The sequence below is a fragment of the Stenotrophomonas sp. FR024 genome, from assembly GCF_047500745.2.
Taxonomy (GTDB): Bacteria; Pseudomonadota; Gammaproteobacteria; order Xanthomonadales; family Xanthomonadaceae; genus Stenotrophomonas; species Stenotrophomonas maltophilia_A.
Window position 1 is genome coordinate 140,998 of sequence record NZ_JAXAXM020000007.1, and the last position, 16,640, is coordinate 157,637.

General features: G+C 66.7%; 17 protein-coding genes. 7 read left to right on the forward strand and 10 right to left on the reverse strand.

The annotated features are described in order from the left end of the window. Positions 1–35 precede the first annotated feature (35 nt). From ACMZ91_RS10180 to ACMZ91_RS10190, 3 genes are all read right to left on the reverse strand, one after another. Positions 36–803 carry a hypothetical protein gene (locus tag ACMZ91_RS10180; RefSeq protein WP_414576977.1) on the reverse strand — a complete coding sequence of 256 codons (768 nt, stop codon included), beginning with the start codon at positions 801–803 and terminating at the stop codon, positions 36–38. A 335-nt stretch (positions 804–1,138) separates the two neighbouring features. Then, positions 1,139–1,930 (reverse strand): ABC transporter permease, encoded by a 792-nt coding sequence (locus tag ACMZ91_RS10185; RefSeq protein ID WP_010482250.1) that lies wholly within the window; start codon positions 1,928–1,930, stop codon positions 1,139–1,141. After that, positions 1,927–2,895, reverse strand: coding sequence for an ABC transporter ATP-binding protein (locus ACMZ91_RS10190; protein WP_049400895.1), 969 nt, complete (start codon positions 2,893–2,895; stop codon positions 1,927–1,929). The genes ACMZ91_RS10185 and ACMZ91_RS10190 overlap by 4 nt, the downstream gene beginning before the upstream one ends. 84 nt (positions 2,896–2,979) lie before the next feature. Here ACMZ91_RS10190 and ACMZ91_RS10195 point away from each other — a divergent pair, with 84 nt between their 5' ends. Beyond that, positions 2,980–3,729: a ferredoxin--NADP reductase gene (locus ACMZ91_RS10195; protein WP_080291795.1), complete on the forward strand. Its 750-nt coding sequence runs from the start codon at positions 2,980–2,982 to the stop codon at positions 3,727–3,729. Positions 3,730–3,804: 75 nt separating this feature from the next. On the opposite strand, the gene ACMZ91_RS10200 is transcribed toward ACMZ91_RS10195, so the two are convergent. The 3 genes from ACMZ91_RS10200 to ACMZ91_RS10210 form a co-directional block, all read right to left on the reverse strand. Continuing rightward, a complete protein-coding gene (locus tag ACMZ91_RS10200) occupies positions 3,805–4,980 on the reverse strand; it encodes a lytic polysaccharide monooxygenase (RefSeq protein WP_414576980.1) in 1,176 nt (391 codons plus the stop codon). 178 nt (positions 4,981–5,158) lie between these two features. After that, positions 5,159–6,331, reverse strand: a complete 1,173-nt coding sequence (locus ACMZ91_RS10205) for a lytic polysaccharide monooxygenase (RefSeq protein ID WP_414576982.1) — start codon at positions 6,329–6,331, stop codon at positions 5,159–5,161. A gap of 233 nt (positions 6,332–6,564) precedes the next feature. Further along, complete coding sequence (locus ACMZ91_RS10210) at positions 6,565–7,050, reverse strand: DUF1203 domain-containing protein (RefSeq protein ID WP_414576984.1); 486 nt, start codon at positions 7,048–7,050, stop codon at positions 6,565–6,567. Positions 7,051–7,204: 154 nt separating this feature from the next. Here ACMZ91_RS10210 and ACMZ91_RS10215 point away from each other — a divergent pair, with 154 nt between their 5' ends. The 4 genes from ACMZ91_RS10215 to ACMZ91_RS10230 all read left to right on the forward strand — a co-directional run bounded on the left by ACMZ91_RS10215 (position 7,205) and on the right by ACMZ91_RS10230 (position 11,926). Continuing rightward, on the forward strand, positions 7,205–8,407 hold the full coding sequence (locus ACMZ91_RS10215) for a GGDEF domain-containing protein (protein WP_049460590.1): 1,203 nt from the start codon (positions 7,205–7,207) through the stop codon (positions 8,405–8,407). A 68-nt stretch (positions 8,408–8,475) separates the two neighbouring features. After that, a complete protein-coding gene (locus ACMZ91_RS10220; protein WP_277778715.1) occupies positions 8,476–10,002 on the forward strand; it encodes an alpha/beta hydrolase in 1,527 nt (508 codons plus the stop codon). After that, positions 9,999–10,745 carry an ABC transporter ATP-binding protein gene (locus ACMZ91_RS10225; protein ID WP_012512433.1) on the forward strand — a complete coding sequence of 249 codons (747 nt, stop codon included), beginning with the start codon at positions 9,999–10,001 and terminating at the stop codon, positions 10,743–10,745. The genes ACMZ91_RS10220 and ACMZ91_RS10225 overlap by 4 nt, the downstream gene beginning before the upstream one ends. Further along, complete coding sequence (locus tag ACMZ91_RS10230; RefSeq protein ID WP_414576987.1) at positions 10,742–11,926, forward strand: ABC transporter permease; 1,185 nt, start codon at positions 10,742–10,744, stop codon at positions 11,924–11,926. Before ACMZ91_RS10225 ends, ACMZ91_RS10230 begins: the two co-directional genes overlap by 4 nt. Positions 11,927–11,960: 34 nt before the next feature. Here the strand turns inward: ACMZ91_RS10230 and ACMZ91_RS10235 are convergent, their stop codons facing one another. Both ACMZ91_RS10235 and ACMZ91_RS10240 read right to left on the reverse strand, forming a co-directional pair. Next, positions 11,961–12,659 (reverse strand): REP-associated tyrosine transposase, encoded by a 699-nt coding sequence (locus ACMZ91_RS10235; protein ID WP_414576989.1) that lies wholly within the window; start codon positions 12,657–12,659, stop codon positions 11,961–11,963. 101 nt (positions 12,660–12,760) lie between these two features. Continuing rightward, the gene (locus ACMZ91_RS10240; RefSeq protein WP_414576991.1) at positions 12,761–13,558 is read right to left on the reverse strand and encodes an AraC family transcriptional regulator; all 798 of its coding nucleotides are present in this window, start codon (positions 13,556–13,558) and stop codon (positions 12,761–12,763) included. A 77-nt stretch (positions 13,559–13,635) separates the two neighbouring features. On the opposite strand from ACMZ91_RS10240, the gene ACMZ91_RS10245 reads away from it, so the two are divergent. Then, a complete protein-coding gene (locus ACMZ91_RS10245) occupies positions 13,636–13,890 on the forward strand; it encodes a hypothetical protein (protein WP_049462828.1) in 255 nt (84 codons plus the stop codon). A gap of 83 nt (positions 13,891–13,973) precedes the next feature. On the opposite strand, the gene ACMZ91_RS10250 is transcribed toward ACMZ91_RS10245, so the two are convergent. Next, a complete protein-coding gene (locus ACMZ91_RS10250; RefSeq protein ID WP_049400878.1) occupies positions 13,974–14,975 on the reverse strand; it encodes an energy transducer TonB in 1,002 nt (333 codons plus the stop codon). A 201-nt stretch (positions 14,976–15,176) separates the two neighbouring features. Then, on the reverse strand, positions 15,177–15,806 hold the full coding sequence (locus ACMZ91_RS10255; RefSeq protein ID WP_032129129.1) for a TIGR00645 family protein: 630 nt from the start codon (positions 15,804–15,806) through the stop codon (positions 15,177–15,179). A gap of 110 nt (positions 15,807–15,916) precedes the next feature. On the opposite strand from ACMZ91_RS10255, the gene ACMZ91_RS10260 reads away from it, so the two are divergent. Continuing rightward, entirely contained in the window at positions 15,917–16,606 is a 690-nt protein-coding gene (locus tag ACMZ91_RS10260) for a glutathione binding-like protein (protein ID WP_032129128.1), read from the forward strand. Positions 16,607–16,640: the final 34 nt, after the last annotated feature.

Here is a 16,640-nt window from a genome sequence, read left to right on the forward strand (position 1 = left end):
GGTCGCTCGCTGCGCGAGCTCGTGTAGAGCGGTGCTCAGGGTAGTTGTTCGCTGAAGTCTTCGGTGTAGCCCAATAGCAGTGTGGTGCGGGTGGCCAGCGTTGCAGCCAGTTGTGCCCAGGTGTCGTGCGTTCCGGCCGCGTAGATGCGCTGCAGGTCCGCGGCCAACGCGCTCGCCTCTGCAGGCGACGGTGCGCTGTCGCGCTGGAAGCCGAGCCACGATGCGCCGAGTCCGAACAGACGGTAGTCGTAGCGCTCCTGCAGATGCCGGATCAGGGCGTGGTTCTGGAAGATGTCCCAGTCCGCGCTGAAGTAGCCGTTGGGCAGGGCGGCGATCAGCAGGTCGTCACTGGCTACGGGCACCTGCTGCACGCAGACCGCGTCATCGATGATGAGATCAGGTGTCGCATTGGCAGCGACCAGCGCCTCGATGTCCTCGTCGCTGCACATCAACGTACCCGCCAACGCGGTCCACTGCAGCCGATGCGTGGAATGCTCAAGCTGCGCGACGACGTGCGCCAGCAACCGCTCGCGTGCCGCCAACGCATCTTCCGGCGTCGCCGGGTCTTCGTCCTCGTACAGCGCGATGCGCTCGTCGTCGGACGCGTGCATGCTGGTGTAGCGGCACTGGCCGACTTCGTCGAGCGTGCACAGATAACGATGAAGGGGATCAGCCACGTGCAGCGAGGCCAGGCAATCCAGCACCTCATCCAGCATGGGCGAATCGCTCAGCAACGCTCGGCTGAACGCATCGATGGGACCGTCCGACACGGCCTTGTCCAACGCAATGGAAGTGATCTTCATCGCTACAGCCTAGCCGTAATCCGAAACGAAAAGAGCCAAGCATCGGTCTTACCGTGAACGCTCCATCCACGCATGGCGTGGATCCATCGTGTCGACCAAGGTCGACACCTACCAACAGCGACCGGAAACTGTCAGGGGTGGGGCGCTGTGGGGGTGCAGGACCGTTGGCGCCATGGATGGCGCCATCGAGCCCCCACGGACGGGTTTACGGCGTGTCCTGCACCCCCACACCGCCCCGCCCAACTCGTGATGCTTCCGCCTCGGCTGTTGCTGTTGCCGGCCAGCGGCCGGCACTACCACTGCAGGTGCAGGGCCGCAGGCCCTGCAGGCACCCCTCAGCTGCGCATGCCCACGCCACGGCGCAGCAGCCACAGCGCCAGCGCCGTCAGCACCACCACGAATCCGATCATCAACCCGTAGGCCACCGGCAGCGGCACATCGCTGCTGCCCAGCAGGCCATAGCGGAATGCATTGACCATGTAGAAGATCGGGTTCGCGTGCGTGGCGGCCTCGGCCCAGCCCGGCAGCAGCTTCACCGAATAGAACACGCCACCCAGGTAGGTCAGCGGGGTCAGGATGAAGGTCGGCACGATCGCCACGTCATCGAACTTCTTCGCATACACCGCGTTGATGAAACCGGCCAGCGAGAAGATCGTCGCACCCAGGATCACCGTGGTCAGCATCACCAGCGGGTGCGGAATGCGCACCGGGGTGAAGAACATCGCGATGATCAGCACGATCACGCCCACCATCAGGCCGCGCAGCACCGCACCGGCCACGTAGCCCCACAGGATCACCCAGTTCGGCATCGGGCTGACCAGCAGCTCTTCCACGTGGCGGCCGAACTTGGCGCCGAAGAACGAGGAGCTGATGTTGCCGTAGCTGTTCTGGATCACGCTCATCATCACCAGGCCCGGCACGATGAACTGCATGTAGGTGTAGCCGCCCATGTCCCCCACGCGCGACCCGATCAGGTTGCCGAAGATCAGGAAGTACAGGGTCATGGTGATCGCCGGCGGCACCAGGGTCTGGCCCCAGATGCGCATGATGCGGGCGACTTCGCGGCGCACGATGGTCATCAGTGCGACGCGGTTGCGCTGGCCGTCGGTCAGCTCGGTGGTGCTCATGCAGGCTTCTCCAGGTTGCCGGTGAGGCGCACGAACAGCTCCTCCAGGCGGTTGCTCTTGGTACGCATCGAACGTACGCGGATACCGGACTCGTTGAGCGTGGCGAACACGCGGTTGAGGTCCATTGCGCGCGGCATGTCGATGTCCAGCGTGTGCGGGTCCGGCGCGGTCAGCGTCGCGCCCTCGATCACCGGCAGCTGCGCCGGCAGGTCACCGTCGATGTCCAGCAGGAAGCCTTCCACGTCCAGCTTGGCCAGCAGGGTGCGCATCGGCCCCTGCTCGACGATCTGGCCATGGTTGATGATCGCCAGGTGGCGGCACAGGTACTCGGCTTCTTCCAGGTAGTGCGTGGTGAGGATGATCGTGGTGCCGGCGGCGTTGATCTCCTTCAGCACGCGCCACATGTCGCGGCGGATCTCGATGTCCACGCCGGCGGTCGGCTCGTCCAGGATCAGCAGGCGCGGGCGGGTCATCATCGCGCGGGCGATCATCAGCCGGCGCTTCATGCCACCGGACAGCGTACGGCTCATCACCTGTGCCTTTTCCCACAGGTGCGCCCGCTTCAGTTCCTCTTCGGCACGCTGCTCGGCTTCCTCGCGCGGCACGCCATAGAAACCGGCGTAGTTCACCAGGATGTCGAAGGGCTTTTCGAACAGGTTGAAGTTGATTTCCTGCGGCACCAGCCCGATCAGGCGCATGGTGGCGCTGCGGTTGCGCACCAGGTCGCTGCCGAACACTTCTACCTGGCCCTCGCTGAGGTTGACCAGGGAGCTGATGATGCCGATCAGGGTGGACTTGCCGGCACCGTTGGGGCCGAGCAGGGCGAAGAAGTCGCCCGGGGCCACTTCCAGGGAAACCCCCTTCAGGGCCTGGGTGCCGTTGTCATAGGTCTTGCGCAGGTCGCGCACGCGCAGGGCGGGCGCCGTATCGTTCTGGGATGCCAAGCTCGAAGCCTTCGCGCCCATGGGCTGGCGCTGGAGAGGGGCGGGGAGGGGCTATTATAGAAGACCCCGAGGGCTTGCCCCGGCTACACACTGTCCCGAAAAGTCGTGCCTGTTCAATTCCCCCTCAAGCTGGTCGGCTGCCGCATGCTGGCCCCGACCGTCGGCCACTACCAGTTCGTGCGTGACGATGGGCAGCCGCTGGATTTCCAGCCCGGCCAGTTCATCCAGGTCCATTTCAGCTACGCCGACGGCACCGAAACCAAGCGCAGCTACTCGCTGGCGACCATCCACGACCACGCGCTGGGCCCGGGCGAGGCGGTGGATATCGCGGTCAGTTTCGTTCCCGGTGGCGCCGCCACGGCCCTGTTCGAGGCGCTGGAGCAGGGCGGCCAGATCAGTGCGTCCGGCCCCTATGGCCGGTTCTGCCTGAATCCCGGTGACCACAACGCACGCTACCTGCTGATCGCCACCGGTACTGGCGTTACCCCGTACCGCTCGATGCTGCCGCTGCTGGAAACGGCCATGGCCGAGCGCGGCGTGCAGATCGTGCTGCTGCAGGGCGCGCGCAGCCCGGGTGAGCTGCTGTACAGCGAAGATTTCTACAGCTTCGCCGAAAAACACCCGAACTTCCGCTATGTTCCATGCCTGTCGCGCGAACTGCCGGCTGATCCGCACCCGGACGTGCAGCACGGCTACGTCCAGCAGGCGCTGGCCGGCTTCACCCCGGACCCGGCCACCGACATCGCCTACCTGTGCGGCAACCCGGACATGGTCGATGCCTGTGCCGAACTGCTGAAGGCCGCTGGCCTGGGCAACCCGCAGATCCGCCGCGAGAAGTACGTCAGCAGCAAGTAAGTCAGGGTAGTGCCGGCCGCTGGCCGGCAACCCCATGAAACGGAGGCGGCATCACGCCGCCCCCGGTGCCCTGCCTCAGTACGCGATCCAGGCATCGCGCCAGGCAAAGCCGGTACCCGGGCGGTAGGCATCGGCGTTGATGTTGCACCATGCACCTTCCGGGAACGGGCGGCAGGCATACAGCTTGCCGTCAGTGCCCTTCACCACGGTCTCGCCCGGCTTGTAGCTGCCGAGGCTGGCCGGATACACGAAGTCGAAGTCGCCGCCCGGCGGATCGACCGGATCGATCGGGCCCGGCCCCGGCACCTGGGTTTCCAGCTGGAAGCGGTTGCCCGGCTTCAGGTACACGCGGTTGTCGGTGGCCGAGGCGACCGGCGTGATCACGCCGTTCTTCATCACGCCCACGCGCGCATGCTGTGCACTGGCATTGACCTTGCGGGCCAGGGCCAGCGGCCACTGAGTCGGGCTGGTCTGGCCAGCGGCCAGCTTGGTTTCCACGCGCTCCAGATCGTTGCCGTTGGCATTGAACACACGCAGGGTCACGGTGCTGTCCACGTCCAGTGCGCCATTGGCGGTCACCGCGCCGGCATCCTGCCACTGCGGCGGCGGAACCACGCCACCGCCACCTTCGAAGCGCACGTCCATGCAGGTGTAGAAGGCTTCCTGCGAATCCGAGCGCTGCCAGGTGTTGTAGATGATGTGCTGGCCAGTGCGCTTGGGCAGCGGGCAGTCCAGCTTGTAGACACCGCCTTCGGACAGCGGCACGTTGCCCAGGGTGCAGAATTCCTGCAGGTCGGCCCAGCGCAGCGGGCTGCCCGGCTGCCAACCGTCACGGGTGACGTAGAACTTCCACTCGCGGGTGGCGTGCGGCGCCGGCGCCAGGAATTCGAAGGTGTAGCGGCCACGCGAATCGGCGCGCACCGGCGTGGTCGGCCAGTCGCTGCGATTCAGATCGAGGCCGCGGTACTTGGGGATGCTGGCGCTGCACAGCTCGCCATCGCGCACCAGGTCGCGGTGGTTGCCATTGGCGTTGCCGTGGGCGATCGCGCTCCAGTCATAGAACGGCTGCGCGCCGCCGATGGCCTTGGCCGCGGCACAGGCCGGGTTGGTCGGGTTTTCCGGATTGCCTTCGTGGCACTGCTTCACGCGGCTGAGCGGCTTGGACATGGTGCCGTGGGCGAGGGCGCTGCCGGACAGGGCCAGGCCGGCAACGATGGACAGAGCGAGGACTGCCCGGTGGGACAGATGCATGCAGGAACTCCTTTGCGAAGTGTGGGAAACCTCGCGCAGTCTTCACATGCAGGGCCGTCGGCAACATCGGACAAGTTTGAAATCGATGGCGGCTGTGTTCGATCTGCAACACGGTGCTCACTGTGCCGCCATCCGGGCGAAAGGCGGTGCACTGTGCACCGCCTCCCGCATCACTGCCTCAGTACGCGATCCACGCATCGCGCCATGCTGCACCCACGCCCGGCCGGTAGGCTTCGGCGTTGACGTTGCACCATGCACCTTCCGGGAACGGGCGGCAGGCATAAAGCTTGCCGTCGCCGCCCTTCACCACGGTCTGGCCCGGCACGTAGCTGCCGATACCGGCGGGATACACGTGGTCGAAATCACCGCCCGGTGATGGCGTGCCGGGGTCGGGCACCTGGGTATCGAGCTGGAAGCGGTTGCCATCCTTCAGGTACACGCGGTTGGCGGTGGCCGAGGCCGTCGGTGTGATCACGCCATTGCTGAGCACGCCCACGCGTGCGTGCTGGGCGCTGGTATTGACCTTGCGGGCCAGCGCCAACGGCCACTGCGCGGCCGCAGTCTGGCCACTGGCCAGGGTCGCTTCCACGCGTTCGACATCATTGCCGTTGGCGTTGAACACGCGCAACGCCAGGGTGGTGCCGACCGGCAGCTCGCCGCGCGCGGTGACCGGGCCGGCATCCTGCCACTGCGCTGCGGGCGGGGTGCTGCCACCGCCTCCTTCAAAGCGCACGTCCATGCAGGTGTAGAACGCTTCGGTCGAATCCGAGCGCTGCCAGGTGTTGTAGATCACATGCTGGCCGCTGCGCTGTGGCAGCGTGCACTGCAGCTTGTAGGTGCCATCGGCCGACAGCGGCGTGTTGCCCAGCGTGCAGAACTCCTGCAGATCGGCCCAACGCAGCGGGCTGCCCGGTTGCCAGCCGTCGCGGGTGACGAAGAAGCGCCAGTCACGCGTGGCGTGCGGCGCGGTCGCCTTGAACACGAAGGTGAACTTGCCGCTGGCGTCTGGCTGGATCGGTGTGGTCTGCCAGTCGCTGCGGTTCACATCCAGCCCGCGGAAGGTCGGGTTGTTGCCGCTGCACAGCTTGCCATCGGGCACTACGGCCTGGTGGTTGCCGTTGGCGTTGGCCTGATTGATGCCATTCCAGTCGTAGAACGCCTGCGAACCACCGACGGCCTTGGCGGCAGCGCAGGCCGGGTTGGTCGGGTTCTCCGGATTGCCCTGGAAACAGGCATAGACGCGGCTGACCGGCGTGGTCATGGTGCCGTGGGCGAATGCGTTGCCGGCCAGGCACAGGCCCGCAGCGGCGAACGAGGTGGCCAGCAACAGCGGTGTGGATCGGAATGACATGGCGCTTCCTTGTGGTCGTCGAAAGAGAACGGTGACCGCAGGAGCTGCGCTGCACGGCGGACTTTCGGCGGCACCACGGCGAGTATCGAGTCGCGATGCAGGGTGCGGAACCACCGAAGCGCCGATCCGTGACTGGGGGTGTGAAGCCCTTCCCGCAGGCTTCACGCGGGACTGAACGGATGCGTTGACCATCACGTGTTCGGCGTGGCATCGATCACGTCGTGGAGATCCTGCTACGTCGCCGGCATACCCACCCGATCTGCCTGGCACGAGAAGCAGCCGTGGGCCGCGTTGTGCAGTTGCACGAAGGCCACGGCAGGGGCGGCAAACAGCGCGTCCAGCCGGGCGGCAACATCACTGCCCGCGCTGATCTCTGCGGCCAGCATCAATGCAGCCTGGTCATAGGCGCGCAACGAGATCGTACGGCGCTGTACATAGGCGGGTACCTCACCCGGCGGCAGCACGCAGCGCGTTACGCCACGCTGCACGAAGATCGGGCCCGAGGCGTGATAGGGCGAGTGCAGCGGCAGGTGCACATGGGACAACAGCAGCAGCTCGCTGCCGCTGGGCGGATCGCTCAGGCCGATCCGGCAGGGGTGTCCTCCTGTTTCGCCGGCCCAGCGACGCTGGATGCCCAGCGCAGCCAGCGCGGTGTCACTCTTCTCGAACAGGTGCTGGAAGGGGCGGTGGTCGAGGCCACCGAGATACCACGCATGCATGGGCGTCTCCTTGGTTTTCCCCGGATTCTGCGCATGCACCGGCCGTCATGCTCGCCGTTTTCAGACCCGGCATCGCCATCGGGCCAGGCAGTGCCACGGGGATCGCACCGCAAGGCGCTAAGATGCGCGCGCCGCCCCGGCCGATGAGCGCCGCATGTCCCTGGATTTCCCCACCATCACCGTGCTTGGCTTCCTGCTCTGCATCGGCATCGCCGTGGGGTTCTCATTGCTGCTGGTGGTGCTGCGCGGGCAACCGGTGCTGCGCCTGTGGACCGCCAGCCTGTGGCTGCTGACCCTGGGCGTGACCCTGCTGGCGCTGCGCCCCTACCTGCCGTTGGCGCTGGCCATACTGGCCGGGAATGCGGCGATGGCCGGTTGCGCGGTGCTGATGCTGCGCGGCGTGGCGCTGCATCTGGAACAGCCGCTGCCGCTGTGGCGGCCGTTGTTGATGGCAGCCGCGTTCATGGCCTGCATCTTCGCCTTCCTGGTGCTCTGGCCGGACCTGGGCGTGCGCCTGCAGGTGTTCAGTGTGTTCACGCTGCTGGTCGATGGCTGGATCGCCTGGCTGCTGCTGCGGCATGCCCCCGTACAGCAGCGCACCAGCTGCCGTCTGGCGGCGGCGGTGTTCCTGGCCGAGGCGGCACTGTACGCGGTGCGCCTGTTCCTGCCGGTGGCGCCCGATGCCGGTGAGGACATCATGCGCACCGGCACGCCGATGTTCGTCACCTACATTGCCGGGGTGATGCTGGAGCTGGCGCGATGTTTCGCGATGGTACTGCTGCTGGTCGAGCGCATGCTGGTCGATCTGCGGCGTGCGGCACGCACCGATGGCCTGACCGGGCTGCTCAACCGCAGCGCGGTGCTGGCCGATGGCCAGGCGCAGTTGCAGCGGCTGCGTCGGCAGGGCCGGCCGCTGGCCCTGCTGCTGGTCGACGTCGATCACTTCAAGCAGATCAACGACCGCTGGGGCCACCTGGCCGGTGACCAGGTACTGCGTCACTTCGCTGCGCTGCTGCAGCATGGTTTGCAGGGCCACGACACGCTGCTGGGCCGCTACGGTGGCGAGGAGTTCGTGCTGGTGCTGGCCGGCAGCACACAGGGTGAAGCGATGGCGCGGGCCGCGGCGATCCGTACCGCTCTGCAGCAGAAGCCGGCGCGGCTGGGTACCGGGCCGGTGATGGTCACCGCCAGCATTGGCCTGGCCATGGACGACGGCCACGGCGACCTGTCCACGCTGTTGGCAGCGGCGGATGCGGCGCTGTACCGGGCCAAGGCCGCAGGCCGCGACCGCCTGGCCTGCGCCACGCCGGCGGAGATTTCGCGTCTGCCCATCGCCGACGACGCCGTGCCCGTGTAAGTTGAGTCACATCTTCCGCGGCAGCCCGTCGTGGTTGCCAGGAACGTCCTCCAGGGGAAACGAGCACGATGCAAAGACACCACCTCGCGTTGGCCGCAGCGTTGGCCAGCCTGATGCTTGCCGGTTGCAGCCAGTCACCGTCACCCGGCGCCGAAAGCGCCAGCGATGCACCCAGCCGCCGTTTCGGCACGATCGACTTCCAGCCCTGCACGTTGTCCACCGAAGGCGCCAGCGCCAACGTGGAAGCGCAGTGCGCCACCCTGCAGGTGCCGGAGGACCGGGCCCAGCCCGATGGCCGACGCATTGGCCTGCGCATCGCCTGGCTGGAATCGGGCAGCAGCGGCTCCAGCCAGCCCGACCCGGTGTTCTTCCTGGCCGGTGGTCCCGGCCAGGCGGCCAGCGAAGTGGCGGTCATCGTCGATACCGCGCTGCGCCAGGTGCGCAAGCAGCGCGACATCTTCCTTGTCGACCAGCGGGGTACCGGTGGCTCCAACCCGCTCAGCTGCCTCGGCGCGGACGGCAAGGACCTGCAGATGGACGAGGACGCCGCTCCCACCGAGGCGTCGCTGCGCGACTACGCGCAGCGCTGCGCGGCCTCGCTGCAGGGGCGTGCCGATGCCCGCTTCTACACGACCACCGAAGCCATCGCCGACCTGGATGCGGTACGCCAGGCCTTGGGCGTGGACCGGATCAACCTGGTCGGCGGCTCCTACGGTACCCGCGTGGCCCAGCGCTATGCCGGTGCCTATCCGCAGCACACCCGCAGCATCGTCATCGATGGCGTAGTGCCCAATGAACTGGTGGTGGGCGGCGACTTCGCCACGACGTTCGAGGATGCGATCGCCCTGCAGTCGGCGCAGTGCCGCAAGGATGCCGCCTGCAGCAAACGCTTCCCGACCGACACCCGCGCGCAGCTGCGCAGCGTGGTCGAGACCCTGCGCCGTGCGCCGGTCTCGGTGGAGTATCGCGACCCCGGCACCAACCAGACCCGGCAGGATGTGCTGAGTCCGGACAGCGTGATCGGCCTGGCGTTCGCCTTCTCCTATGTGCCGCAGTATTCCTCGCTGCTGCCGCTGGTGCTCGATGAAGCCGCGCACGGCCGCTATGCACCGCTGGCGTCGCTGGCACGCGGTGCGAACCGCAGCATGGATTTCCAGATCAACCGAGGCATGCAGTGGTCGGTGATCTGCAGCGAGGATGCGCCGCGCTACAAGGCGCCGGCCGAGGACCCGGAGCGACTGTTCGGCAACGACGTGGCCAGCGCCTTCTTCGCGGCCTGCCCGGTATGGCCGTACCAGCCGGCGCCAGCGGCCAATGCCGTGCCGCTGCGCAGCGACGTACCGGCGCTGCTGCTGTCCGGTGAACTCGACCCGGTGACGCCACCACGCTATGCCGAACAGGTCCTCAAGGGCCTGCCGAATGGCCGCGCGCTGGTCGCCCGCGGCCAGGGCCACGGCACGCTGAGTGCCGGCTGCATGCCGCGCCTGCTCGGCCAGTTCATCGACAAGACCGATGCCAAGGCGCTGGATGCCGGCTGCCTGGACACGCTGAGCTACGTGCCGGCGTTCACCTCGTTCAACGGATGGGAACCATGATCGTCGCCGACAACCTGCACAAGGCTTTCGACACCCGCACCGGCCGCATCCAGGCGGTCTCCAACGTCGGCTTCCGCGCCGAGGACGGCCGCATCACCGGCCTGCTGGGCCCCAATGGTGCCGGCAAGACCACCACCATGCGCATGCTGTACACGCTGATGACCCCGGACCAGGGCAGCATCAGCGTCGATGGTGTCGATGCCGCACGCAATCCTGTGGAAGTACGCCGCCACCTTGGCGTGCTGCCCGATGCGCGTGGCGTCTACAAGCGCCTGACCGCGCGCGAGAACATCGCCTACTTCGGCGAACTGCATGGCCTGTCGGCCGAGCGCATCCGCGAACGCATCGAAGTGCTGTCGCATGCCCTGGACATGGGTGACATCCTCGACCGCCAGACCGATGGCTTCTCGCAGGGCCAGCGCACCAAGACCGCGATCGCCCGCGCGCTGGTGCACGACCCGCGCAACGTCATTCTGGATGAGCCGACCAACGGCCTGGACGTGATGACCACGCGCGCACTGCGCCGCTTCCTGCTGGGCCTGCGCGAAGAGGGCCGCTGCGTGATCCTGTCCAGCCACATCATGCAGGAGGTGGCCGCGCTGTGCGATCACATCGTGATCATCGCCAAGGGCACGGTGATGGCGGCCGGCAGCGCCGATGAACTGCGTGCGCAAGCCGGCGAATCCAACCTGGAAGACGCGTTCGTGAAACTGATCGGCAGCGAAGAGGGCCTGCACGCATGAGCATGATGTCGACCCTGATGACGGTGATGCGCAAGGAACTGCGCGACCTTTCCCGTGATCGCCGCACGCTGCTGCTGACCCTGCTGTTCGGGCCGCTGCTGTACCCGGTGCTGCTGCTGGGCATGGGCAAGCTGGCCGAGAGCCGGGTACGCACCCAGATCGAGCAGCCGCTGCAGATTCCGACCATCGGTGCGGACAACGCCCCCAACCTGGTGCGTTTCCTCGCCGCGCAGGGGCTGAACACCGCACCTGCACCGAAGGACCTGGCCGAGGCCATCCGCAGCCAGGAGATCGACGTGGCGCTGCGCATCAGCGATGACTTCGGCAAGGACTGGGCCGATGGCAAGCCGGCGCTGGTGGAGGTGATCAAGGACAGTACCCGTCGTGCCGCCGAAGTGCCCAGCGCACGTCTGGAGGCGGCACTGGCCACCTACAACGGCCAGGTGGGGGCACTGCGATTGATGGCGCGCGGCATCGACGCACAGGTGGCGCGGCCGCTGGATGTGGCGCGCCAGGACCTGGCCAGTGCCGAGGCCAAGCGCGGCATGATCCTGTCGATGCTGCTGCCGGTGCTGCTCACGCTGACCTCGTTCATCGGCGGCGCCTACCTGGTGATGGACGCCACCGCCGGCGAGCGCGAGCGGCAGTCACTGGAACCGCTGCTGGCCACGCCCGGCTCGCGCAGCGCGATCGTCAGCGGCAAGATCGCGGCTGCCTGCGTGGTCGGGTTCGTATCGCTGCTGCTGACCCTGGTGGCGTTCAAGGTGAGCGCACAGATCGCGCCCGGCAACATCGGCCGCCAGTTCAACATGAACGTCACCTCGATGCTGCAGATGCTGCTGGTGATGTTGCCGATGCTGATGATCGGCACCTCGCTGCTGACCTTCCTGTCGGCGGCGGCCAAGAGCATGAAGGAAGCGCAGAGCCACATGACCTGGCTGATGCTGCTGCCGATGATGCCCGGCTACGCGCTGGTGGCCTATCCGCTGAAGAGCGAGCTGTGGCAGTACGCCGTGCCGTTCCTGTCGCAGAACCAGATGCTGTTGAAGGTGATCCGCCACGAGACCATCACGCCGTCGGTCTGGGCCATCTATCTCGGTGCCAGCCTCGGCCTGGCCGCACTGCTGTGGTTCGCCGCCGTGCGCCGTTACCACAACGAGCGTCTGGCGATCTCGGGCTGACTGCAAAAAGGGGACGGAGGGGATTAAGTCGTTTTTAACCCTCCGCCCCCTTCTTCTGAGGGCGCCCCCGCTTGCGCAGCACCACGGGGCGGCCCAGTGTCTGTTCCACCATCCGCAGGTAAGCTGCATTTCCCAACGGATGCTGCCCGGCACTGTGCGCGCGTATTGCCGGCAGGTCGGCGGACGCGTTCACGTCCCGCAGGAACTGCGCATAGAGCGTCGTCCGCTGTCGCTTGGTCGAGGCCAGTGCCTGAAAGGCGGGGTGTTCTGTCAGCATCGGATCATCGCGGCGCTGCAGGTTTCCATGCACGCTCGACCATGGGTGATCTTCCGGGGCGCCTGTCATGCCTGCACGAACCGGATTGAGTTCGATGTAGCGATAGACGCTGAGCAGATAGGCGTCGCTGTCCACCATCGAAGAATGGAAGCGGCCCTGCCAGAGTGGTCCGCTGCGCTCATGCCGCTGATTGAACGCCTGGACATAGTTGTTGCCCTGCATCCGCATCGCGTTGGCCAAGCCGGCCTGAGTGGAGGGTGTGGCCAATAGATGGACGTGATTGCCCATCAATACATAGGCATGCAGCGCGACCTGATGTTTCAGGAAGGCACTGTGCAAAAGGTGCAGAAACAGCTGGCGGTCGATATCGTCAACGAAGATCGCCCTCTTGTTCACACCGCGCTGGGTTACGTGATACGGCTGTTCGGCCAACATCAGGCGTGCTTGTCGAGGCATGGCAGTTCAGGGGTTTCAAGGAATCATCAGCCTGCCGCCTCCGTGACCGCGAAGGGCATCAGGCGATGCCGCGAGTTGATGTGGGGGAGGGCAGAAGCGACTTAATCCCCTCCGTCCCCTTTTCCATACCGCGCAGGCGTCACCCCCATCTCGCGCTTGAACACGGCGATGAAGGCACTGGGTGTGTCGTAGCCCATCGACAGCGCGACGCTGATCACCGGCTCTCCCGCCAGCAGGCGTGGCAGTGCCAGCAGCACCCGCAGGCGTTGCCGCCACTGGCTTGGCGACAGGCCGGTCTCGGCCAGCCAATGGCGGGCGAGGCTGCGGCTGGACAGACCGCTGCTGGCGGCCCAGTCCTCGATGCTGCGGTTGTCGTGCGGTGCGCGCGCCAGTGCGGCGGCAAGTTTCTGCAGTCGCCGGTCACGCGGTTGCGGCAGGGCCAGCGGCAATGGCGAGCTGGCGGCAATCTCATCGGCGATCACACCGGCCAGTCGTGCCTGTGTGGCATCCAGTGGAACATGCGGCCACTGCAGCGCCCGAATCACCGCGGCCTGCAGCAGCGGCCCCGGCTGGAAGATGCGAGGGGCTGCAGGCAGGTCGGTGCAGGCCTGCGCGCTGAAGTACAGGCTCCAGCCGTCGAACGCACTGGTACTGGCCAGTGTGTGGGGCAGCGAAGGTGGTATCCAGGCGACATGACCCGCCGGCAGCAGCCAGTGCAGGTCGCCCACCTCGATCCGCAGCAGGCCCTGATGTGCACCCAGCAGCTGCCCGCGGGCGTGCTGGTGGCGTGCCGTGCGGCGCGGAGCCGGCAGGCGCAGCTGCGCCCCCAGCAATGCAGGCCCGTCGGCGGCATTGGCCAGCGCCGGGTCAATCAATGCGGTGGTTGTCTGATCTGCCATATCAATTGGCAGTTATACGGCAGAAACGTCGCGTCCGGGCTCAGACACTGGAGCCCACTTCAACGGAGCGCTTCCCCATGCAGCCACAGGACATTCTTCCGGACCATCAGAACGAGGTGCAGGTAAATGGCCTCACCGTGCGCAAGGGCAGCGTCGGTGCCTTCCTGGCCAGCGTCCGTGCCTGGCAGGATCCCACCAGCGATGATGCCACCCGCGCCACTGCCGAAGCCGACCTGCGTGCGTTGCTGCCCGGCCTGCATGCGCTGGGCCTGTTCCAGGTGCTGGCTGCGCGCGATCCGGCGTTGCAGCGCCTGATTGATGGCGCTGCCTGAAACGGACAAGGCCCGGACATGCCGGGCCTTGGCGTCATCAAGGGGCAGAAACGACTTAATCCCCTCCGTCCCCTTTTTTGCGGTCAGCCGCCCGGTGCGAACACCAGGGTGCGGCGGGTGGTGACCGGCGCGTTGACCGGCTCGAAGCGCCAGCGCTTGACCGCGTTCAGGGCTTCGCGGTCGAAGGTCCGTCCCGACGTCGCGCGCAGCACGCGGGCGCTGACCACTGAGCCGTCGGTACCGACGGTGATCTCCACCAGCACTTCGCCCGACGTTCCCGAACGCAGTGCCTCGGCCGGATAGCGCGGCGCCGGCGTGCTGACCGGGCGGAGGGTGGGAGCTGCCGCGGCGGCTGCCTGGCGTGCGGCGCTGGCCTGTTGGGCGGCGGCCTGCTGCTGTTTCTGTTCGGCATCGCGACGGGCCGCGGCCTGGCGCTCCGCCTCCTGGCGCTCGTTGTCGCGGCGTGCGGCATCCTGCTGCGCGGCAATCTGCTTGGCCGCATCGGCTTCCTTGGCGCGCTGCTCGGTCAGGCGCTGCTGTTCGGCCTGCTGCTTGGTCCGGTCTTCGGCGTCCTTCCTGGCCTTCTCGGCTTCGGTCTCGGTGCGCTTGGCCGCATTTTCCACGCCCTTGGCCAGGCCTTCCTTCAGGCGCGGCAGGGCGGGAGCGGAGGCATCCACCTTCTCGATCAGTGCCACCAGGCGCTGCGCCTCGGTGTAGTCCTCGCGGCCCAGGTGCTGCTCGGCGGCGATCAGGGTGTAGGGCAGCAGGTCGGTCAGCGCGCTCTTCACCGACGCGTCGTCCGGTGTCTTGTCGCGCAGGGCGAGGTAGTACTCGATGGCGTTGTCGCCGGCCGGCGCGTACATGCGGTTCTCGCGCAGTGCCTGGCTGGCCGATTCACGCAGCTGTTCGGTGCCCATGGACTGCACCTTGGCGGCGACCACCGGTGCGGCCGGTGCAGCGGTGGCGGGTGCGGCGGCCGGGGCCGGTGCTGCAGATTCTTCCTTTCCCGAGCAGGCGGCCAGCGCCAGTGCCAAAGCAACCGGCAGCCACCGGCGCGCGGCGGTGATCGTTGAGACGTGCGACATCCTGCTCCCCTCTAGAAGACGACGTGACGTAAATCATTGATACGCATGGCCGGGACCTGTGGTCCGGGCGCGGAACGATGACGTTTCCCGACGCCACCGCCGGCAACGGCGAGGGTGCAATCTAGCATCCCGGCCGCCGCCGCGTACAAGGGGCAGGGGCCGGGATGGGGCAGCGGCGAAGGACCGCTGCCGGTTGCCGCATCAGTGGTCGTGCGACTTGCTGTGGCTGTTGGACATCAGCTTGTCGGTCCAGGCAATACCGATCGCCGACAGGATGAACACGCAGTGGATGATGGTCTGCCACAGCACGCCTTCCTGGGTCATGGTCGTGCAGGTATCGACACCAGCGTTGTAGAAGCTGGTCGAAGCCGACGACACTGCTGCTGCCCATTGTTCCGGCTTGCACAGCGGCAGTCCCTTCAGCGCGCTGGTGGCGATGAAGGTCTTCAGCAGGTGGATCGAGGAGATGCCGATGATCGCCATTGCCAGCTTCACCTTCAGCACGCTGGCGTTGACGTGGCTCAGCCATTCCGGCTGGTCCGGGTGGCCTTCCAGGCGCAGGCGCGAGACGAAGGTCTCGTAGCCACCGACGATCACCATCACCAGCAGGTTGGAGATCATCACCACGTCGATCAGGCCCAGCACGATCAGCATGATCTGCTGTTCGCCCATCGAGACCGAGTGGGACAGCAGGTGCCACAGTTCCTTGCCGAACAGGAACACGTAGACGCACTGGGCAAGGATCAGGCCCAGGTACAGCGGCAGCTGCAGCCAGCGCGAGGCGAAGATCAGCGAGGACAACGGGGACAGGGGGCGAGGACTGTGGCTCATGCAGGACAGTGCGTTTCGGGGGAGCCGCGAGGTTACCGGCCCGTCGTGACGGTGCCAACCCAACTCTCGCACTAGACTTCAGGTTCCTTTCCGCACCCCGAGCCGCCGCCATGATCGACCTGTATTACTGGCCCACCCCGAACGGCCACAAAGTGACCCTGCTGCTGGAAGAAGCCGGCCTGGAGTACCGCATCCATCCGGTCAACATCGGCTCGGGCGACCAGTTCAAGCCGGAATTCCTTGCGATCTCGCCCAACAACAAGATGCCTGCGATTGTCGACCACGCCCCGGCCGATGGCGGCGCCCCGCAGAGCGTGTTCGAGTCCGGCGCCATCCTGCTGTACCTGGCCGAGAAGACCGGCCAGTTCCTGCCCAGCGACCCGCGCGGCCGCGTCACCACCCTGGAGTGGCTGTTCTGGCAGATGGCCGGCCTGGGCCCGATGAGCGGCCAGATGGGCCACTTCAACGTGTATGCGCCGGAGAAGATCCCGTATGCGATCGAGCGCTATGACAACGAAGTGCGCCGCCTGCACGGGGTGATGGACAAGCGCCTGGCCCAGCACGCCTTCCTGGCTGGCGACGCGTACACCATTGCCGACATGGCCAGCTACCCGTGGATCGGCGCCTACGACAAGCTGCCGGTGGATTTCGCCGCGTTCCCGAACCTCAAGCGCTGGCACGAAGCGATTGCTGCACGCCCGGCCACCCAGCGCGCCTATGCCCTGCGCCAGCAGGTGAACCCCAACGCCGGCAAGCCGCTCAGCGACGAAGAGCGCAAGCACCTGTTCGGCCAGCGTTGACCCGGAACGGTGGGTGCCGACCGTTGGTCGGCAC